General features: G+C 48.3%; 23 protein-coding genes. 21 read left to right on the top strand and 2 right to left on the bottom strand.

The annotated features are described in order from the left end of the window. The first annotated feature begins 27 nt into the window (after window positions 1-27). From ASG16_RS02260 to ASG16_RS02230, 7 genes are all read left to right on the top strand, one after another. Window positions 28-579 carry an NAD(P)H-dependent oxidoreductase gene (locus tag ASG16_RS02260; protein WP_056488774.1) on the top strand — a complete coding sequence of 184 codons (552 nt, stop codon included), beginning with the start codon at window positions 28-30 and terminating at the stop codon, window positions 577-579. Between the two features lie 35 nt (window positions 580-614). Continuing rightward, window positions 615-1,328: an SDR family oxidoreductase gene (locus tag ASG16_RS02255; RefSeq protein WP_056488775.1), complete on the top strand. Its 714-nt coding sequence runs from the start codon at window positions 615-617 to the stop codon at window positions 1,326-1,328. A 106-nt stretch (window positions 1,329-1,434) separates the two neighbouring features. Next, a complete protein-coding gene (locus ASG16_RS02250; protein WP_056488776.1) occupies window positions 1,435-2,727 on the top strand; it encodes an arsenic transporter in 1,293 nt (430 codons plus the stop codon). A gap of 135 nt (window positions 2,728-2,862) precedes the next feature. Further along, a complete protein-coding gene (locus ASG16_RS02245; RefSeq protein ID WP_056488777.1) occupies window positions 2,863-3,252 on the top strand; it encodes a hypothetical protein in 390 nt (129 codons plus the stop codon). A 27-nt stretch (window positions 3,253-3,279) separates the two neighbouring features. Then, window positions 3,280-3,882, top strand: coding sequence for a gluconate 2-dehydrogenase subunit 3 family protein (locus tag ASG16_RS02240; RefSeq protein ID WP_056488778.1), 603 nt, complete (start codon window positions 3,280-3,282; stop codon window positions 3,880-3,882). Then, entirely contained in the window at window positions 3,869-5,488 is a 1,620-nt protein-coding gene (locus tag ASG16_RS02235; protein WP_056488779.1) for a GMC family oxidoreductase, read from the top strand. Before ASG16_RS02240 ends, ASG16_RS02235 begins: the two co-directional genes overlap by 14 nt. A 96-nt stretch (window positions 5,489-5,584) precedes the next feature. Continuing rightward, window positions 5,585-5,920, top strand: a complete 336-nt coding sequence (locus ASG16_RS02230) for an ArsR/SmtB family transcription factor (protein ID WP_048036218.1) — start codon at window positions 5,585-5,587, stop codon at window positions 5,918-5,920. Between the two features lie 21 nt (window positions 5,921-5,941). Here the strand turns inward: ASG16_RS02230 and ASG16_RS02225 are convergent, their stop codons facing one another. Next, window positions 5,942-6,193: a glutaredoxin family protein gene (locus tag ASG16_RS02225; RefSeq protein ID WP_007721101.1), complete on the bottom strand. Its 252-nt coding sequence runs from the start codon at window positions 6,191-6,193 to the stop codon at window positions 5,942-5,944. 170 nt (window positions 6,194-6,363) lie between these two features. On the opposite strand from ASG16_RS02225, the gene ASG16_RS02220 reads away from it, so the two are divergent. From ASG16_RS02220 to ASG16_RS02150, 14 genes are all read left to right on the top strand, one after another. Next, the gene (locus ASG16_RS02220; RefSeq protein ID WP_048036220.1) at window positions 6,364-6,606 is read left to right on the top strand and encodes a gamma-type small acid-soluble spore protein; all 243 of its coding nucleotides are present in this window, start codon (window positions 6,364-6,366) and stop codon (window positions 6,604-6,606) included. Window positions 6,607-6,765: 159 nt separating this feature from the next. Continuing rightward, window positions 6,766-7,152, top strand: coding sequence for a holo-ACP synthase (gene acpS, locus ASG16_RS02215; RefSeq protein ID WP_056488780.1), 387 nt, complete (start codon window positions 6,766-6,768; stop codon window positions 7,150-7,152). 266 nt (window positions 7,153-7,418) lie between these two features. Beyond that, window positions 7,419-8,456, top strand: coding sequence for an outer membrane lipoprotein-sorting protein (locus ASG16_RS02210; RefSeq protein WP_056488781.1), 1,038 nt, complete (start codon window positions 7,419-7,421; stop codon window positions 8,454-8,456). Between the two features lie 731 nt (window positions 8,457-9,187). Further along, window positions 9,188-10,270, top strand: coding sequence for a hypothetical protein (locus tag ASG16_RS02200; RefSeq protein WP_056488782.1), 1,083 nt, complete (start codon window positions 9,188-9,190; stop codon window positions 10,268-10,270). Between the two features lie 184 nt (window positions 10,271-10,454). Further along, window positions 10,455-10,895, top strand: coding sequence for a hypothetical protein (locus ASG16_RS02195; RefSeq protein WP_056488784.1), 441 nt, complete (start codon window positions 10,455-10,457; stop codon window positions 10,893-10,895). 2 nt (window positions 10,896-10,897) lie between these two features. Next, window positions 10,898-12,100, top strand: a complete 1,203-nt coding sequence (alr, locus tag ASG16_RS02190; protein WP_056488785.1) for an alanine racemase — start codon at window positions 10,898-10,900, stop codon at window positions 12,098-12,100. Window positions 12,101-12,328: 228 nt separating this feature from the next. Further along, on the top strand, window positions 12,329-12,628 hold the full coding sequence (locus ASG16_RS02185) for a CopG family ribbon-helix-helix protein (protein WP_007721089.1): 300 nt from the start codon (window positions 12,329-12,331) through the stop codon (window positions 12,626-12,628). A gap of 3 nt (window positions 12,629-12,631) precedes the next feature. Further along, window positions 12,632-12,982, top strand: a complete 351-nt coding sequence (locus tag ASG16_RS02180; RefSeq protein ID WP_005830205.1) for a type II toxin-antitoxin system PemK/MazF family toxin — start codon at window positions 12,632-12,634, stop codon at window positions 12,980-12,982. 203 nt (window positions 12,983-13,185) lie between these two features. Next, entirely contained in the window at window positions 13,186-13,614 is a 429-nt protein-coding gene (locus ASG16_RS02175; RefSeq protein WP_056488786.1) for an anti-sigma regulatory factor, read from the top strand. A gap of 5 nt (window positions 13,615-13,619) precedes the next feature. Continuing rightward, on the top strand, window positions 13,620-14,621 hold the full coding sequence (locus ASG16_RS02170; RefSeq protein WP_056488787.1) for a PP2C family protein-serine/threonine phosphatase: 1,002 nt from the start codon (window positions 13,620-13,622) through the stop codon (window positions 14,619-14,621). A gap of 23 nt (window positions 14,622-14,644) precedes the next feature. Beyond that, a complete protein-coding gene (locus ASG16_RS02165) occupies window positions 14,645-14,971 on the top strand; it encodes an anti-sigma factor antagonist (protein WP_048036228.1) in 327 nt (108 codons plus the stop codon). Beyond that, the gene (gene rsbW / locus ASG16_RS02160) at window positions 14,971-15,465 is read left to right on the top strand and encodes an anti-sigma B factor RsbW (protein WP_056488788.1); all 495 of its coding nucleotides are present in this window, start codon (window positions 14,971-14,973) and stop codon (window positions 15,463-15,465) included. The genes ASG16_RS02165 and rsbW overlap by 1 nt, the downstream gene beginning before the upstream one ends. Then, window positions 15,434-16,222, top strand: coding sequence for an RNA polymerase sigma factor SigB (gene sigB, locus ASG16_RS02155; RefSeq protein WP_007721066.1), 789 nt, complete (start codon window positions 15,434-15,436; stop codon window positions 16,220-16,222). The genes rsbW and sigB overlap by 32 nt, the downstream gene beginning before the upstream one ends. A 97-nt stretch (window positions 16,223-16,319) precedes the next feature. Further along, window positions 16,320-18,482, top strand: coding sequence for a Tex family protein (locus ASG16_RS02150; protein ID WP_056488789.1), 2,163 nt, complete (start codon window positions 16,320-16,322; stop codon window positions 18,480-18,482). A gap of 25 nt (window positions 18,483-18,507) precedes the next feature. Here ASG16_RS02150 and cmpA read toward each other — a convergent pair whose 3' ends face one another. Beyond that, entirely contained in the window at window positions 18,508-18,630 is a 123-nt protein-coding gene (gene cmpA / locus ASG16_RS02145) for a cortex morphogenetic protein CmpA (protein WP_012684250.1), read from the bottom strand. Between the last annotated feature and the right edge of the window lie 46 nt (window positions 18,631-18,676).

The raw sequence follows: 18,676 nt of genomic DNA, 5'->3' as shown, positions 1-18,676 counted from the left end.
GGTCTTAACGTAAAGGAGATGTAAAAAATGAAAAAAATCCTTATCATCAATGGTCATCAAAAATATGGCTCATCAGAGGGGAAACTGAACCAAACGTTGATGGATCATATGGTGAGTCTGCTCGAAAAAGAGAACGATGTACGAACTACCATTATTCAAAATGGATATAAAATCGAAGAAGAGCACCAGAAATTTCTCTGGGCAGATATGATCATTTATCAAACCCCCATCTACTGGTTCAGTGTCCCTGGGTTATTGAAAACATACATGGATGAAGTATATGCGTACGGCTTGTTTTTCAAGGGGGCTAATCAATACGGAAGAGGCGGCTTATTAACCGACAAAAAATATATGTTCTCGACAACTTGGAATGCTCCAGAAAAAGCATTTAGCGATCCGACCCATTTTTTTAAAGGCGAGAGCCTGGAAGATGCAATCAGCCATTTGCACCGCGTACAGGAATTTTTAGGCATGCAACCGTTAAAAAGCTTTGCTTGCTATGATGTCATCAAAAATCCGCAGATCGATCAATTTGTATCCGAACTCGAGGCGCATCTCAAACATGTATTGTGTTTCTAAATGAAAATCTCAAAGGAAAGGGGAGAGATCCTATCATGTTGGACAATCAAAAGATAGTAATCATAGGCGGAAGCTCTGGAATTGGTTTGGAGACAGCCAAACAGGCGGTAGCGCTAGGAGCAGAAGTAATCATTGCGAGCCGCTCCAAAGAAAAATTGCAGAAGGCAAAAGAGAGTCTGGGCTCCAAAGTCTCGGTGTATACGCTAGATACCACGGATGAGCAGCAAGTTGAGGCCTTTTTTGAAAAAGTAGGCACGTTTGATCATCTGGTCGTCAGTGCGGCGGAAACATCTGGCGGTTCATTCCTTCAAACGGATACAGCCCAGGCGCGTAAGTTGTTCGATAACAAATTTTGGGGGCAATACTACGCGGCGAAGTACGCAGCGCCGAAGATTTCAACAAACGGTTCCATCACCCTATTCTCTGGCGTTGTTGCCTACAAAGCGATGATTGGCTCGTCTGCCCTTGGCGCAGTCAATGCGGCCGTTTCGAATCTGGGGCAAACCCTCGCCTTGGAACTGGCACCAATCCGAGTGAATATCGTTTCACCTGGCATTATTGATACACCATCACGCAGCAAAATGCCTAAAGATGTGCGCGAAAATTTCTATGCAACGTTGGCAGACAAGCTCCCAGTGAAGCGAGTTGGACAAGCGAAAGACGTTGCACAAAGCGTACTATACCTGCTCCAAAATAGTTTTGTAACCGGAACTGTCCTTCATGTAGAAGGTGGCCATATCTTACTTTAAAGAATTCCATTACCGGACGTTTCGGATCATTTCAATTTGTAGTATGGTAGGAGAACGGACTTTTCGAGGTCCGTTCTTTTGGGTTTTTGGAAAGGAGATACTTGCAGTGGTTTGGATTTCATTCATCCTTTTTCTGATCACGTTGACATTGGTCATTTGGCAACCGCGGGGGCTGTCGATTGGTTATCCGGCTGTCGGTGGAGCACTGTTGGCTTTGGCGATCGGGGTAGTCACGTTCGGTGATGTCGCAGAGGTAACCTCTATTGTTTGGAATGCGACGCTAGCATTAATCGGGATTATTATTATCTCGATCGTATTGGACGAAATCGGTTTTTTTGAATGGGCTGCGCTCCATATGGCTCGTTTTGCCAAAGGGAATGGGCGGCTTATGTTCGTTTATGTCATCCTGCTTGGTTCACTCGTATCTGCCTTGTTTACGAATGATGGGGCGGCCCTGATTTTGACACCGATTGTGTTGGCACAGGTGCGGGCATTAAAGCTGGATGCGAAAACGGTTTTGGCATTTGTCATGGCGAGCGGGTTTATTGCAGATACGAGTTCTTTGCCCTTTGTGATTAGCAATCTGGTGAATATTGTTTCCGCTGACTATTTTGATATTGGCTTTGCTGCGTATGCAGCCAAAATGATCATTCCGACTTTGTTTTCGATTGGTGGAAGTCTGCTGGTTTTGTACCTATATTTTCGCAAAAGCATTCCGGCGCGGGTTGATCTTTCCCATCTGAAAAATCCGAGTGACGCAATTCGCGACAATAGAATGTTTCGTCTGGCGTGGCCGATTCTTGCAGTTTTGTTGATTGGCTTTTTTGTTAGCGAGTCGATCCATACGCCTGTTTCAATCATCATTGCAGGGGCAGCCATCATTTTTTGCCTGGCTGCAAGAAAAAGTGAAGCGATCGCCATGCGGCGGATTATGAAAGAAGCGCCGTGGGTAGTCGTTATTTTTTCGATTGGCATGTATGTCGTGGTGTGGGGACTGCACAACGCGAGATTGACTGACTTGGTCAAGGACACCCTGGATTGGTTCATGGCGCATGGTTTACTGGCAACGACCTTGGGAACAGGCTTTTTGGCTGCTGTTCTTTCCTCTGTCATGAACAACCTTCCGACAGTGATGTTCAACGCGCTGGCGATTGCCGGGACACAGGCAGACGGCGTTTTGCGGGAAGCGATGATTTACGCGAATGTGATCGGGAGCGATCTGGGACCGAAAATGACGCCGATCGGATCACTTGCGACCTTGCTCTGGCTGCATGTCTTGGGACGCAAAGACGTGACGATTACGTGGGGACAGTACTTTCGGACGGGCGTTGTTTTGACCATACCGACATTGACGTTCACCTTGCTCGGTTTGTATCTGACGTTAGTCTATTTTTCATAGGGAATGGAACGCCTGCTGGTTAATAGTCAGCAGGCTTTTTCTATTCCTCACACTGCTTGCAGTGAAATAGGCAGAATAGGACTTGGCACGGAAGGAAAAAATAGGCGCAATGTACGTAAAAAGGAGGATGTTTCCATGTGGCATGGCTGGCCGATCGAACGCGTACTCATTCTTTTTGCTGGATTGGCGTTTGCCCTGATTGCGATTCAGGTCACACTTTTTCACTCTAGACAAAACTTCCGACATTGGGCAATGTGGATTCCTGTGCTTGAACTCCCTGTATTTGCGGTTACTGCTATTGTCTTATCGTTTGTGAATGCTGGGTGGCTGCGTTGGGTGTTTGCCTTGATGATGGTGATTGGCATGGCTGGTGGTTTGTACGGAGCCTATTTACATACGGTCGGGGTTGGGCAGCGTGTGGGAGGTTATTCACAAGGTCAAAATTTTCTCGTCGGTCCTCCTGTGATTCTTCCTTTACTGATCACGGCAATGTCAGCATTAGGGCTTCTTGCGCTGTTTTGGTAAAAATCGTTTTCGAAGGGGTGAGAGGACATGGAGAAGCCTAGACGTTACCCATCCTATGATGTTTGGGACCAGCATACAGAGTGGGATGCTCACACCAGGAAAGTAGTAGGGGCCAGAAAAATGCCCGCGATTGCCAATCAATTTTTTACGAAGCCTGAATCCTTGCTCTTGCAGACAGTCGTAGGGGTATTGGTCAATGATCACCGCTTAGAGGTGCTGACCTTTGTGGTGGAGCATCTGGATCATACGACGGCTAGTAATATCGGCGAGTCGCAACGAAAGGTCGGAGTTCCACCAAAAAAAGAGCTCTACCGCTCGGGCTTGAAAGGGATTGATGCAGAGAGTCATGCGGCTTATGGAACTGATTTTGTTGCGTTGAAGCTTGACCAGCAGGAAGCCGTTCTTCAACACGTCGCGAATGGGGGTATCCAAAACCAGGAGGCGTGGACAGCCTTCGCTCCCGTAGATTTTTTCAAGCGGCTGCTGCATGACACAGTCAGTGCGTACTACTCACATCCGTTGGTTTGGTCGGATATCGGCTACGGCGGACCTGCTTATCCGCGCGGCTATGTCCGGGTGGAAAAAGGATTGACGGACCCATGGGAGGCGAAAGCAAATGACGAGTCATGACCATCGTACGATTACTCATCGCCCTACTCCTGTGGATCAAAGAAAATACGCCGATGACGCAGATATATGCATCGTAGGTGCTGGAGCGGCAGGGGGCGTGCTGGCTTATGAGCTGGCAAAGGCCGGTTTGCGCGTAGTCGTACTGGAAGCAGGACCGTTTTGGGACCCGCAACACGATTTTGCCAGTGATGAGCTGTCGATGCGGAGATTGGCCTGGCAGGAAACGAGGCTGGTAGCAGGCAATGACCCGCTGCGTTTAGGACATAACAACTCAGGCCGGGGAATTGGGGGAGGCACCGTGCATTTTACGGGGGTTTTCCTGCGTTTCCACGAAAGTGATTTCAAGACAAAAACCGTAGACGGCGTAGGGGAAGACTGGCCAATTACGTATCAGGATCTTGCCCCGTACTACGACAAGATTGAACGGGAGATTGCGGTCTCCGGCCCGAATCATTTTCCGTGGGGTTCCTTTCAAGGCCCATATCCGTACCCTGTTCGAGAGCCAATCAGTGCCAATGCCCAACTGTTCCGGGAAGGATGCGAGAAGCTGGGGATCGAGAGTGTGGTTGCCCCTCTGGCGATTTTATCGGGTCCTTTTGATGGACGTCCCCCCTGTATCAATCGTGGCTTTTGCAATCAAGGGTGCATGCCGAATGCGAAGTACAGTGGGTTGATTCATCATATCCCCAAGGCGATAGCGGAGGGGGCAGAGGTGCTGTCCGACTGCATGGTGACGGAAATTTTGATGGCTGGCGACCGGGTCAGTGGCGTGTTGTTCAACCATAATGGTTTGACACACAGGCAAATGGCTCGTGTGGTCATTTTGGCCGGGTTTGTGGTGGAGACTCCCAGATTGCTGCTTAGTTCGGCGAATGCTCAGTTTCCACAAGGGCTGGCGAATTCGAGTGGATGGGTAGGAAAAGCAATTATGCCCCACTCTAGTCATGATGTATACGGACGACTCCCGGAGGAAGTGCGATTGTATAAAGGAACACCTGTCCTTGCCTTGACCCAGCATTTTTACGAGACGGACCGGGAACGAGGATTTGCCCGCGGATATACGTTGAGTGCACACGGGTCACGTCCGGTCGGGATGGCGGCTGCTATTGCTGCCGAGAGGGAAGATGGCTCGTATTTATGGGGAAAACAGCTTCGAGAGACCATGCTGGATTACAATATGTATGCGCGAATCACCTTGGTCGGGGAAGTACTGCCTCATCCTGATAACAGAGTGACGCTCTCTGGGGAAAAAGATGAATACGGAATGCCAATCCCTACGGTAACGTTCAGCTATCAGGAGAACGACAAACAACTGTACAAGCATGCTATTGGACAAATGAACCGGATTGTAGAAGCGATGGGGGGACAGCCGGAGCATGTGGTATCTGATACCGCTCATCTCATGGGGGGATGCCGAATGGGGAATGACAGGGAAACCTCCGTTGTGAATGAATTTGGGCAGTCACATGACATACCCAATCTTTTCATAGCGGGTGCTTCTACGTTCGTTACCTCGAGTGGCAGCAACCCGACAAATACAGTCATGGCGCTGGCTGCACGCACTGCAGACAAGATCATTGAGGCGATGAAAAAGCAAGATGTATAAGCTGGGTTCACATAACTTTTGCGTTCTATCTTCCCCATCATATAAGCCATATAGTATACTGATAAACAGATATGTAAGGCAAAGGTGGGTATCCTTATGGAAATGGATTTGATGCAGGTTCTGTTTTTGTCAGAGACTTATAAGCTACTTGGTGACAAGACGCGCTTGACGATCATGGCTCTCCTGCAAGTACAGTCCTTATGTGTCCGTGATCTCGTAGAAATTTTGCAAACTTCCCAGCCTTCTGTTTCCCAGCACTTGGCTAAGCTAAAAACTCATGGTTTGGTCAAAGAGCGTCGGAAGGGACCGTGGGTATATTACTCCGTTAATACAGAATGCGGTCCTGAAGTTAAGCAAATTTTGTCTAACTTGCCGGATATGTCGCCAATCGTCAAACAAAAATCAGTTGCAAGTGAACCTTCATTTGGCTGATCAGTCGTAAAAAGCGTTGGATCAATTGAGATCCAACGCTTTTTTTAGTTCTTCCTTGTCAAATCCATGGATGACAATTTGCTCGCCGTTTTCCTTTTCAATGTAGGTTACAGGTGTCATGCTGGCGCCTAATTGAATGGCTTCCTGGAAATAAGCCTCGTTTTGACGGATGTCTCTGTCTTCGAAAGCAATGTTGTTTGAAGTCAGCCACATTTTTTCTTCCTGACAAGGACCGCAAGTGACTTGTGTATAGATAATAACCTTGTGAGCCATACAGAATTGCCCCTTTCAAAAGCAGAGTAAATGCCTTGCTCTTTCCAATATGAATGATCGGTCCTGACAAAGCAAGTAAACAACAGCATGATTTGGAAAAATGAGGATGGATACGCACATAGGGGGCGGTACAAATTATATTCAGTGACGTCGAGGAGGTGAATGTAACGATGCCTAAACAAAACAGAGGTATGGGCCAAGCGAACCAAGCTAGCCAAGCAGCAAACACTGCGACTGAATTCGCAAGTGAAACAAACGCAGCAGAGGTTCGTCGTCAGAACCAACAATCCGCACAACGCGCTGCTTCCCAAGGCGCTGCGACTGAGTTCGCAAGTGAGACAAATGTTGCGGAAGTTCGTCGTCAAAACCAACAATCGGCTGCACAACAATCTTCTGGCCAAGCTACTGAGTAGGAGCCAGCGGATAAAGCCCTCGCAATTTGCGGGGGTTTTCTTATTTTTACGTAAAGTCTATGCATGGAATGTGGTTTCTATCCTCGCACTGCACTTGCAAAAGCGTGGAAGTGGATGATACTGTGATTCGTAAATCAGCCCACTAGGAGGCAATTTCACATGATCATTGGAACAGGTGTAGACATTGTGGAAATAGAGCGCATTGCTACTTTGATAAAAAGACAAGAGCGTGCGATCAAACACTTTTTGACCACAAATGAACAACAGCTCCTGAATGGAAAGTCAGAGACGAGACAGGCGGAAATGGTTGCAGGCAGATTTGCTGCCAAGGAAGCAGGTGCAAAGGCTCTTGGCACAGGCATTGGTGCTTTACTCAGCTTTTTGGATATGGAAATCCTCCCGAATGATTCGGGCAAGCCGATCATGACCATAAAGCACGAGGTGTACAGCAAACTCGATCTGGACCCTGCTCGCGTTCATATTCATGTGAGTATTTCGCATAGCCAGACGCATGCGATTGCGCAAGTCATTGTAGAAGAACGATAGATGTTTTGAGCAACCTCGAGAAACTTGTCTGCATATTGGGACGAGGATGGACATACATTTATATCGCGTAGATCAGGAGGGACTACCTGCTCTTACACAGGAAGGCTAAGTCTGTAGCCGATCCAAGCGATATATCGCCAACTTCGTATCCATTCGCAACCATTGACACGATGTGCGCTGCATGGGCGAGAGACTGACAGATTTCCCAGGAAATAGACAGGGATGCCCTTCTTTGTCGAAAATATTGACAAGGAGGAGTTCATTGAATGAAACGGGTAGCTTTACCACTGGTGTTATTGTTGGTTTTCACCCTGTTCCTCGGCGGTTGTTTCGGTCAAAAAACACCGGAAGATGTGGTGAGCGACCTGAACGGTACGCTGGGAAAAATGACTGGGTACAAGTCTCAGGCTGTTTTGACCATGCAGACAGGCTCTACCCCCATGGAGTACGATGTTCAGGTCTGGTATGAAAAGCCAACCAACTATCGGGTAGCTCTCACCTCGAAGCAGCGTGGCATTACACAAATCATCTTGCGAAACAATGAAGGAGTCTTTGTACTGACCCCGCATCTAAACAAGAGCTTCCGCTTCCAAAGTGGCTGGCCTGAGAACAACGGACCGTTGTATCTATACGAAACGCTGGCCAAGAGCATTATCGACGACACTGAGCGCCAAATGAAGATGGAAGAAAAACAGTATGTATTCGAAGTGAAAGCGAACTACAGCGGCAATCGTTCTTTGACCAAGCAAAAAATTTGGCTGACAGAAGATTTCAAACCGACGCACGCCGAAATTATGGATGCTAGCATGAATCCGCTCGTACGAATTGATTTCACTGATTTTTCGTTCAACCCAATGTTTGACAAAGACGCCTTTGACAAAGAGCGCAACATGACAACAAGCTCGTTGACAACGATCCCAACAATGGCGCCAGCAAATGGACAGGTCGTAAAACAGCCGAACAGCCAATTCGGTGTCATCGTCCCTACGTATATGCCAGAAGGGGTTACGCAAGGTGATATTGAGCCAGTTACCCGTGATGGGGAAAGAAAAGTCATCTTGACCTACAAAGGGGCCTACAACTACAAGGTAATCGAAGGACGCCCGACAGCAGCATCTGTGTCGTATGAGCAAGGTATGCCTGTGAACCTCGGCTTTACGGTTGGTGTGCTTGCGCAGACAGGTGAAAATCAGCGACTTCTGACGTGGGAGCTCGACGGCATCGAATATACAATCGCAGGGGATCTTCCAGAGGAAGAAATGGTGAATGTCGCACAGTCGACATATGGTCTCAGCGCGAAATAAAAGCGTGGGAGAGGGGACGGTGAATGCCGTCCTCTTTTGCTGTCTTCTGGGAAAGTGGCTGCGGTGGAGGGGAAGAAGCGCATTTCCAGTCTACGCTTCGGCCTACGCTCCGCTGTAGGTTGGACTGTCCGTTCCGAAATAAATGACGGGAGCGCTTCAAAAGTAGTCATCTCGATGAAGGATTCGCAGAGGTTGAAGCTGAAAACCCCCGTCATTTATTTCGGAACTGGGTCGGCCTCCAGAGGCGCTTTGACTGGAAATGCACTTCTTCCCAAGCGGCTTTGTTCTACTAACTAAGAAAAAATCCCCCTGTTGATACTCAAAGGATGATCTTCCTAAGTTATTAAAGAAGCAATGAATGAAAAAAGCTGGCGAAAAGAAAAAGCGTAGGGCTCGCAGACCTTGACAACGCCTACCCAGTCGGAACTTCAAAAAGGGGACTACGCTTGTCGAACACTTCTTCCCTGAGAAACGTCCGCCCGTAGGGTGGCTTTGGCTCGACGGTCCTCTTTTTGAAGTGGAGACGGCCAGTCAATCCCCCTTGCTGGCGTGTCAGAGTCGAAGAGAACTGTGCTTTTTCTTTTCCTCCACTATGTTGACATAGTTTTCTACGATTTTCCCTCAAGTTTTCCTTTTTTCTCAAACGGGAATCTAAAAATACCCATGTACACTTGGTCTTGTACCAAAGAGCAAGCACACCACACGAGCAAAGACGAAAGGGTTGAGTGTATATGTTTAGCAAAACGAAAATGGGAATGCTGATGGGAACGATGGCAGTGGTTCTGAGTCTGGGTAGCATAGGCGGAGCAATGGCAGCCGATTCAGCTAAGCCAACTTCATTGAATAAACCGGCAGAAGTAAAATTCAAAACAGGCAAGATGGGTCACCACGGTGGAGTGGGCTTCAAAGAAAATACAGAACTGCTCTCGCTATTGAAGCTGGACGCTGACAAGCTGAAAGAAGAGCTTGCGGCAGGGAAAACACTTGCAGCGATTGCACAAGCCCAAGGAGTTGATACAGCAGATGTCGTGGCACTTCTGGTTGAACAGCAAGAAGCCAAACTGAAGGAAGCAGTAACAGCAGGCAAGCTGACACAGGAGCAGGCAGATAAGCTGTCTGAAAACCTGAGCGATCGCGTAAAAAAACAGGTAGAAAACACGAAACCGGATAAAGGCTTCGGAAAAGGAGGCTTCATCGGTGGCTTCGAGAAAAACGAAGAACTGCTGTCCCTCCTCAAGCTGGACGCCGATAAGCTCCAAGAAGAGCTGAAAGCAGACAAATCGCTGGCTGCAATCGCAGAAGCCCAAGGCGTATCTGTGGATGATCTGGTGGCGTTGCTAGTGAAACAACAGGATGCCAAGCTGAAAGAGGCGGTAACTGCCGGGAAGCTGACACAGGAACAAGCCGACAAAATGAATGAGCACGCCAGTGAGCGGGTAAAAGAAATGGTGCAAAACACGCATCACGGACGTGGACCAGGTAAAGGAATGGGCATTGAGAAAAATGAAGAACTGCTGTCCCTCCTCAAGCTGGATGCAGACAAGCTGAAGGAAGAGCAAAAAGAAGGAAAATCGTTGGCGACTATTGCCAAGGAGCAAGGCATAGAAGTGAATGACGTCATCGAGCTCTTGGTAGGTCAGCACGAAGCCAAGCTAAAAGAAGCAGTAGCGGCAGGCAAGCTCACACAGGAGCAAGCAGACAAGCGCAGCGAGGAATTGACAGCGATGGTGCAAAAGATGGTGGATGGCAGCTTTGAAAAAGTCGTTTTCCCTAGACATGAAAAAGAGGAAAAAGACCAGGAGGAAACCATGTAGAAAAGTCAGCAGGTGGGAGCTAATCCCATCTGCTTTTCTATTTTCTCGGGATTGGTCGATGAGGGCCGATTTGTACATAAAAACAAACGTGCGAATGAGGTGAAAGGACAATCCGCGAATTGACACACAGCGGGAAAACACGATACATTCAGAGTAACTTATTGAATGAGGTGGCATGCTTTACATGAAGAAACCGTCTAACGAAGTTTTGTACGAGGAAGCATCGACCTACAAAGACATGCTCCTGCGAAAAAGCTGGAAAATGCGCATTAACGAGACTGTCTTGTTTGTGCTGGGGATGATGATTCTCGCTCAATTTTTCCCGACCAATGACACGAGATTCAAGGTGCTTGTTTTCGCCATTGCCATTGCTGTTGTTGGATTGTCTCCGTTTATGTACAAATCGGTATTGCGTCCGGTGTACAAGCTAACTAAGACCCACCTGATTATATCCATGTCAGGGCAGGAAAAGAGCTACCCGCTGTCTGAAGTCGAGCAAATTTATGAAGGCCGTCATTTTTATCGTGTAGGCGGCAAAAAGGAATCACTGATGGTTTCCAGGCAATTTCTCAGTCATTTAAATGAGCGCTTGTTTTACTATAAAAAAGGGAACAAGAGGAGATAGGAATGAAATCGTTTTGTCGTGACACTTGGGTAGAGGTTGATTTGGATGCCATCCGGGCGAACCTCGAGACATTCAAACGCCATTTGCCAGAAAAAACGGGTATTATGGCTGTTGTGAAAGCAGACGGGTATGGTCATGGCGCTGTCCATGTCGGAAAAGAAGCGTTGGCGAGCGGTGCAGATTCACTTGCAGTCGCATTGCTCGATGAAGCGCTTATTTTGCGGAGGGCAGGGATCACAGCGCCGATTTTGGTGTTGGGATACACACCTGTCGAATCCATTGTCACTGCAAGCGAGCTGGAAGTGGAGTTAACTGCTTACAGCGTCCAATGGATCACGGAAGCGAACGACATTCTTCAGAAAAACGATCACAAGCCTGTCGGGATTCATGTGAAAGCCGATACGGGCATGGGACGTTTGGGCGTTCGGACAAAGGAAGATTTGCTTGCCGTTGTAGGTGCCCTTGAAGAATGCTCTAAGCTTAAGTGGACAGGCATTTTTACGCATTTTGCCTGCGCGGATGAACCAGATACAACCCATGTGCGACGACAACACGACTTGTTTCAATCCTTTTTGCAAGCACTGCGTGAAGCAAATAAAACATTGCCGACTGTTCATTGCTGCAATACGGCTGCGGCTATCGCATTTCCCGATTGGGGGTATGATACGATTCGTTTAGGCATAGGTTTATACGGATTGTATCCTTCTGTGTACATGAAAGAACGTGCGGATGTCATTCTTACCACCGCCCTGGCGCTCAAGACGAAAATTGCCCACGTAAAGAAGGCAGATGAGCCATTCACGGTCAGCTATGGTGCTACGTATGCAGCAAGGCCTGACGAGTGGATTGCAACGCTGCCGATCGGATACGCAGATGGCTATTCTCGCCTTTTGTCCAATCGTGGCGAGGTTTTGTACAATGGATCGCGCTACCCGATTGCAGGCAGAGTTTGTATGGATCAAATCATGGTCAGCCTGAATTCGACAGAAGCAGCGGTCAATGATGAGGTCGTCTTGTATGGTAAGCAGGGTGACGAGGAAATCTCCTTGGATGAAATTGCCGAATTGCTGGGAACAATCAATTACGAGGTTCCTTGTATGCTGAATTACCGAATTCCGCGCCTCTATTTGCGCGCCCAGAAAGTAATTGACGTATTTCACCCATTGACGATGAAGCACTCGTCCCGTGAAAATGTAAATAACTAGCAAGGAAAATCAGCAGGAATTTTCCCGTGGAACACGAATACTAGTTAAGCGAAAAAGCTGGCTTTTTTGGTAAACGAAGTCTTCACCTGCACCTTTGGATTGTTTACACTCACGTTTTCTCACCGAAAAAGCGACAGTAGGTATATTTTTGCAATGGATTCGACATAATGGTATTGTTCATATTGGCTGTTCTTTCTAGAACCAGCATAGCGGATGGAAGTTACGGTCATGGTTGGAGGTGGATTTGTCTTGTCGAAGTCAAACACGAAACGCATCATGATCAGCTTGCCACAACACTTGCTTCAGGAAGTGGATGGCGTTATTCAAAAGGAAAAATCCAATCGCAGCGAGTTTATTCGTCAAGCGATGCATTTGTATTTGAAAGAGCGAAAAAAACGTACAATCCGTGAGACCATGCAAAAAGGGTACATGGAGATGGCGAAGATCAATCTGAATATGGCATCGGAGGCTTTTGGCGCTGAAGAAGAGGCTGACCATACTCTTGTCCGCTTAGTTAGCGGGGTGTGACTGGTGATTGTCAAACGTGGCGATGTGTTTTTCGCGGACCTGTCCCCGGTCGTTGGCTCTGAGCAAGGAGGCGTACGGCCTGTTTTAGTCATTCAAAACGACATTGGAAATCGATTTAGTCCGACGGTCATCGTCGCAGCCATTACGGCGCAGATTCAAAAGGCGAAGCTGCCTACGCATGTGGAAATTGACGCAAAAACTTATGGATTTGATCGTGACTCCGTTATTCTGTTGGAACAAATACGAACCATTGACAAACAACGTCTAACTGATAAAATAACGCATCTCGATGACGAGATGATGGATCGGGTTAATGAATCCTTGCAAATCAGTTTAGGACTCATTGATTTTTAACGTGTGAAAAAAGATCAGATGATAGGAAAAGCCACTTGAGTGAAGCAAGTGGTTTTTTGCTGTCAAATTTGCAGGGATTTTATAGGTGCACAGCGAACTGTTCGAAATGAGAATATAAGACAAAAAGTGACACAATATGATTTATTTTTCGAGGTAGAGAAAAAACTCATTTCTACCTACCAAGCGAGGCGGAAGGGGTTTTTTTGGTTGTGGCAGACTATTCTCCTGAGACAATCAATATAGAACAAGAATCAGACATAGTGACGGCGCGGCAAGTGGGGCGAAATATGTCGAAGTTGTTTGGCTTTGGCACGATCACGCAGTCCCGCATCGCCACGTCAATCTCTGAATTGGCTCGCAATATTTATTTGTATGCGGGTACGGGGACGATCACGATTTCGCCGATTGAACGCGGAGGAGTGATCGGCTTGCAAATAACAGCGAGTGACAGCGGTCCAGGGATTCCTGATATTCGCCAGGCGTTAGATGATGGCTATTCGACTTCGGGTGCCCTCGGGGCCGGATTGCCGGGTGTCAGGCGCATGATGGATGAATTTGAGATCCACAGTACCCTTGGTGAAGGGACGCGTGTCGTTGTTGTGAAGTGGAGCGATCAAGCAAAGGAGGAATGAGATAAATGGTAACCCGGAGCTTCCAAGAAGAGTATGTAAAAATTCTTCGGGATTACCTGAGTGCTCAAGAGGAAGACCAGCTCTACGGAGCCCAGCAGTTGGGCAAATGGATGCTTTCTCGAGATATTTCGCCAGAAGAAATTACTGATTTGCATGCGCAAGCGCTTGAGCAGCTCGGGGAAGTGCCTGAGTTTGTGCGCTCCTCCTTCTCCATTTTGACAGAGGTCATGATTGAATATGGGAACGAGCATCGATCCGTAAATAGCTGGCGCAATCGGCATCAGCAGATGGAATCAGAAATAGCCGTGGCAAAAGCGATGCAGCAATCACTTTTGCCAAGTGAGCTTCCAGTCTATCCAGAGATGGAGATTGGCGTAGTGAGTGTTGCCGCGAAACAAATCTCGGGCGACTATTACGACTTCATTGAACAAACCGAAGGGCGTTTCGGCGTCGCCATTGCAGACATTACCGGCAAAGGAATGCCTGCTGCGATGTGTATGTCGATGGTGAAATATGCGATAGACAGCCTTGGACAAATGGAGCTGGGTCCCGATGAAATGCTGCACCATTTAAACCGGATCGTGGGAAGAAATATTGATCCGAGCATGTTTGTGACGATGATGTTTGGCAGTTACGACTCGAAGGAACACTGTTTTCGTTATGCGATGGCAGGACACGAGCCAGGATTTTTGTACAGGTCAGCCGAAGGGAAGTTTTACGATCTCGAAGGTCGAGGGAATGCACTCGGTTTATGCCCAAACAGTGAATACGAGGTTCAGGAGATTTATTTAGAAATAAATGATGTTCTGATTCTTCTGACGGATGGTGTAACAGAATGCAAAAATAACCGATATTATTTGCAAAGGGAAGAGCTTGTACACCATTTGCAAAAAGAGGTTGGCGAATCTGCCCAAAAGATGGCAAACGGCCTGTACAATAGACTGCTTCTGCTCTCCCAGTTTGACCTGCTGGATGATTACACCATGATTGTACTTCGAAGAACCTAAGCAACGTACGGGGGGAGACGCAGATGGACCTGCTGATTAAGACAACGAGCCTTGAAACTGAGTACCGAGTGGTCCTTGGTGGAGATATTGATGCTTTTACAGCACCGAAAGTAAAGGAAACACTCATGTCACTCGTCACCAAACCGGATATCAATCGCATTACGGTTGATTTGGAAGCAGTGGAATACATGGACAGTACCGGAATTGGAATTTTCATCGGGATTATGAAAGAGTGCATCCAACGAAATCGTACATTTGAGGTGCACAAATTGTCTCCGCGTGTGGAAAGGCTATTTCGCATTACTGGCTTATACGATCATATTGCCATCCGCAAAGGAGAGAGCGAGTAATGGGTCCAAATCGACCTGGGGCAGACGTGATTCAATTGACTTTGCCAAGCAAGGCGGAGTATTTGGGAGTAGCGCGTCTGACTGTATCCGGTGTAGCCAACCGTATGGGCTTTTCTTATGACGAGATTGAGGATATCAAGCTTGCCGTCGGAGAAGCATGCACGAATGTAGTAAGACATGCATACAAGGAAACAGAGAATCCGGGCTCCATTCATATCCAATGCCACGTTTTTGAAGATCGATTGGTGATCGAGGTAAGCGATCAGGGTGTTGGATTTTCAAATGAGCTTATTGCTGAGCAACTGACGCCGATTTATGCAGGGAAAAGCATAGAGGATTTGGATGAGGGCGGGCTCGGGCTCTATCTCATTCACACGCTTATGGATGAGGTGGAGACTCGCTCTGAATCAGGAGTAGTAGTCTCCATGACCAAGTATGTTCGGCAGGATGGGGTGGCTGGCAATGACTGGACAATCTCGGAAGCAGAAATATAGTCCAGAGGAGTTGAAGGAGCTCATCCACCTGTATGGTGAAACAAAAGATCCTGCGATACAGGAACAACTGGTGAGGGCCTATACTCCTCTTGTGGAATCGTTAGCGAAGAAGTTTGTTCGCGGACAAGTCATGTATGAAGACCTCGTGCAAGTCGGATTAATCGGCCTGCTTGCTTCCTTTCGTCGGTTCGACCCTAGCTTTGAGCGGACATTTGAGAGCTTTGCGATCCCGACCATTGTAGGGGAGATTAAGCGTTATATTCGGGACAAGACATGGAGTGTCTATGTTCCGCGCAGGGTTAAGGAGCTGAGCCCGAAGATCAAACGGGTGGTCGACGAGCTCACGATCAAGCTGCAGCGTTCTCCCCAAATTGCGGACATTGCCAACAGCCTCGGCGTTACGGAGGAAGCAATTCTCGAAACTTTGGAGATGGGGCGCAGCTATCATTCTCTCTCTATGGACAGCGAGCTGGAAGCGGATCTGGATGGCAACACCATTTCTTTACTCGACCTAGTGGGGACGACAGAAGAGGGGTACGGAGCAGTCGAGCAGAATCTGATGCTGGAGCGGGCCCTGCAAATTTTGGATCACCGTGAAAAAGAAATCATTCAATTAACTTTTTATCAAAATTTGAGTCAGAAACAAGCTGGGGACATCATGGGGATGTCGCAGATGCATATTTCCCGCCTTCAGCGCAGAGCGTTGGGCAAGCTGAGAGAAGCATTGAAAGTGGAACAACTGGAAACCGCGACGTAGAGGGGCCAAGTGGCTCCTCTTTTTTCTTCCCTTTTTCCAGTCCTTGTTAGCAAATGTGGTACAATTAACGACGAAGAATGAGCGCAGGAGGACAGGTATGGAGCTTACGTTGATGATCCAGACAATCGCCCAAGATACGGGTGTCAAACCTCACCAGGTGGAGCGCACGGTTGCCCTTCTGGATGAAGGAAACACGGTTCCTTTTATTGCCCGCTACCGCAAAGAAATGACGGGGCAGCTAGATGAAACACAAATTCGAGCGATTGAGGAACGCGTTCGCTATTTACGCAACCTGTCAGTGCGGAAGGAAGAAGTCGTTCGGCTCATCGATGAGCAAGGCAAGCTGACGGACGAGCTGCGCACAGCGATTGAACGTGCGACAAAGCTGCAAGAGGTAGAGGACCTGTACCGCCCTTACCGCCAAAAACGCCGCACGCGTGCAACCATGGCCAAGGAGAAGGGACTAGAGCCGCTTGCCAACTACCTCATGAGTTTACCGAAAACCGGGAATCCGGAAGAAGAAGCAAAACTATACATCAACCCGGAAAAAGGCGTAGAGACGACTGAGCAAGCTCTGCAAGGAGCAATGGACATCGTGGCGGAAATTCTGTCTGATGACCCAGAAATTCGCCAGTGGGTTCGCCAGCGCTCGGTGCAAAAAGGATTGCTTCTGACGGAGCAGAAAGCCGAAGAAGCAGACGAGAAAAATGTATACCAAATGTATTACGCATATAGTGAGCCTCTGAAAAAGGTCGTTCCACATCGGGTACTGGCCATCAATCGGGGAGAGAACGAAGGCATTTTGAAGGTTTCCATTGAAGCGCCTGTCGCAGAGATTTTGGCTTGGATGCAAAAACGCACACTTCCTCGTGATACCGTTGCCCGCGATCTGCTGACATTGACAGTCGAGGACGCGTATAAACGTCTGATAGCCCCTTCTATTGAACGAGAGGTGCGCGCTGAGCTGACAGAGGCAGCCGAGGAACGTGCTATTCACATCTTTGCAGAAAACCTGCGCAATTTGCTGCTTCAACCGCCTGTAAAAGGAAAAGTCGTACTTGGGGTCGATCCGGCGTTCCGGACAGGCTGCAAGCTCGCCGTTGTAGACGAAACCGGCAAACTGCTGGAGGTTGCCGTCGTTTATCCGACCCCTCCGGCCAATAAAGTGGCTGAAGCTACAGTGAAAGTGAAGCAGTTGATCGAAACCTATGGAGTTACGGTTGTCGCGATTGGGAACGGTACTGCTTCGCGGGAGACAGAACAGTTCATTGCCACGCTACTGAAAGAGCTGAAGCGAGAGGTAATGTACATCATCGTGAACGAGGCAGGTGCATCCGTGTATTCCGCATCTACCCTGGCCAAGGAAGAATTCCCGGACCTGGATGTAGCAGAGCGAAGTGCGGCCTCAATCGCGCGTCGTTTGCAGGACCCGCTGGCTGAGTTGGTCAAAATCGATCCGAAGTCCGTCGGGGTCGGTCAGTACCAGCACGATGTTTCACAATCGAGGCTGGCAGATAGCCTACAGTTTGTGGTTGAGTCTGCCGTAAACCATGTCGGAGTAGATGTGAATACCGCTTCTCCTTCTCTCTTGCAGTATGTATCAGGGATCAGCCGTCAAGTAGCAGGGAATATCGTGAAAAAACGGGACGAGATCGGGAAATTCACGGAACGCTCCCAACTGAAGGCAGTTCCGCGCTTGGGTGCCAAAACGTATGAGCAGTGCATCGGGTTTCTCCGCGTGATGGATGGAGCGAATCCACTGGACAAAACACCGATTCACCCGGAATCGTACGATGCGACCCACCAGTTATTGTCGATGCTGGGCATTAGCGCTCAGGAGATCGGCAGTGAGAACTGCAAGGAACGCGTGCAGTCTTTGGATGTAAAAGAGACCGCTGCGAAGCTCGGGATTGGTGAGCCTACGCTGCAAGACATTGTGGACAGCCTCTTACGTCCTGGTCGCGACCCGCGTGACGAGCTGCCAAAACCACTCTTGCGAAGTGATGTCCTCCAGTTGTCTGATCTGAGTGTGGGCATGAAGCTGCAAGGTACTGTACGCAACGTGGTCGACTTCGGAGCGTTTGTGGATATTGGTCTGAAAAACGACGGTCTCGTGCACATTTCCCGTTTGAAGAAGGGCTTTGTGAAACATCCACTTGAAGTGGTGACTGTTGGCGATATCGTAGATGTATGGGTAGTAGAAATTGACGAAAAACGTCAGCGTGTAGGGATGACCATGATCGCGCCAACGGAAGGATAAGAATGAACTAAAAGGCGGCCTCCTGTCAGTCAGGGCGGCCGCCATTTTTTTCTAAATATAAGAACCAGCAACTGTTGAGCACACGAATTTGGCGAACGTCCTTTCCATTAAAGGCACGTTGCAACTGCCTGCGCATCCATTGTGGCATGAAAGTACCTCCTGGAGAGATTCGTCTATAGGCAATGTATGCGCCG

The organism is Brevibacillus sp. Leaf182 (genome assembly GCF_001423865.2).
GTDB lineage: Bacteria > Bacillota > Bacilli > Brevibacillales > Brevibacillaceae > Brevibacillus > Brevibacillus brevis_C.
This window is presented reverse-complemented; position numbering and strand designations above follow the sequence as displayed.

Bases quoted from the DNA above. Each gene is read 5' to 3' on its own strand.
- ASG16_RS02220 (WP_048036220.1), top strand. From the start codon at position 6,364: ATGCCTAAACAAAACAGAGGTATGGGCCAAGCGAACCAAGCTAGCCAA.
- cmpA (WP_012684250.1), bottom strand. From the start codon at position 18,630: ATGCCACAATGGATGCGCAGGCAGTTGCAACGTGCCTTTAATGGAAAG.
- ASG16_RS02150 (WP_056488789.1), top strand. From the start codon at position 16,320: ATGGAGCTTACGTTGATGATCCAGACAATCGCCCAAGATACGGGTGTC.
- ASG16_RS02230 (WP_048036218.1), top strand. From the start codon at position 5,585: ATGGAAATGGATTTGATGCAGGTTCTGTTTTTGTCAGAGACTTATAAG.
- ASG16_RS02245 (WP_056488777.1), top strand. From the start codon at position 2,863: ATGTGGCATGGCTGGCCGATCGAACGCGTACTCATTCTTTTTGCTGGA.
- ASG16_RS02200 (WP_056488782.1), top strand. From the start codon at position 9,188: ATGTTTAGCAAAACGAAAATGGGAATGCTGATGGGAACGATGGCAGTG.
- ASG16_RS02185 (WP_007721089.1), top strand. From the start codon at position 12,329: ATGGTTGGAGGTGGATTTGTCTTGTCGAAGTCAAACACGAAACGCATC.
- ASG16_RS02260 (WP_056488774.1), top strand. From the start codon at position 28: ATGAAAAAAATCCTTATCATCAATGGTCATCAAAAATATGGCTCATCA.
- ASG16_RS02170 (WP_056488787.1), top strand. From the start codon at position 13,620: ATGGTAACCCGGAGCTTCCAAGAAGAGTATGTAAAAATTCTTCGGGAT.
- alr (WP_056488785.1), top strand. From the start codon at position 10,898: ATGAAATCGTTTTGTCGTGACACTTGGGTAGAGGTTGATTTGGATGCC.
- sigB (WP_007721066.1), top strand. From the start codon at position 15,434: ATGACTGGACAATCTCGGAAGCAGAAATATAGTCCAGAGGAGTTGAAG.
- ASG16_RS02210 (WP_056488781.1), top strand. From the start codon at position 7,419: ATGAAACGGGTAGCTTTACCACTGGTGTTATTGTTGGTTTTCACCCTG.
- ASG16_RS02240 (WP_056488778.1), top strand. From the start codon at position 3,280: ATGGAGAAGCCTAGACGTTACCCATCCTATGATGTTTGGGACCAGCAT.
- ASG16_RS02195 (WP_056488784.1), top strand. From the start codon at position 10,455: ATGAAGAAACCGTCTAACGAAGTTTTGTACGAGGAAGCATCGACCTAC.
- acpS (WP_056488780.1), top strand. From the start codon at position 6,766: ATGATCATTGGAACAGGTGTAGACATTGTGGAAATAGAGCGCATTGCT.
- ASG16_RS02165 (WP_048036228.1), top strand. From the start codon at position 14,645: ATGGACCTGCTGATTAAGACAACGAGCCTTGAAACTGAGTACCGAGTG.
- ASG16_RS02225 (WP_007721101.1), bottom strand. From the start codon at position 6,193: ATGGCTCACAAGGTTATTATCTATACACAAGTCACTTGCGGTCCTTGT.
- ASG16_RS02255 (WP_056488775.1), top strand. From the start codon at position 615: ATGTTGGACAATCAAAAGATAGTAATCATAGGCGGAAGCTCTGGAATT.
- rsbW (WP_056488788.1), top strand. From the start codon at position 14,971: ATGGGTCCAAATCGACCTGGGGCAGACGTGATTCAATTGACTTTGCCA.
- ASG16_RS02235 (WP_056488779.1), top strand. From the start codon at position 3,869: ATGACGAGTCATGACCATCGTACGATTACTCATCGCCCTACTCCTGTG.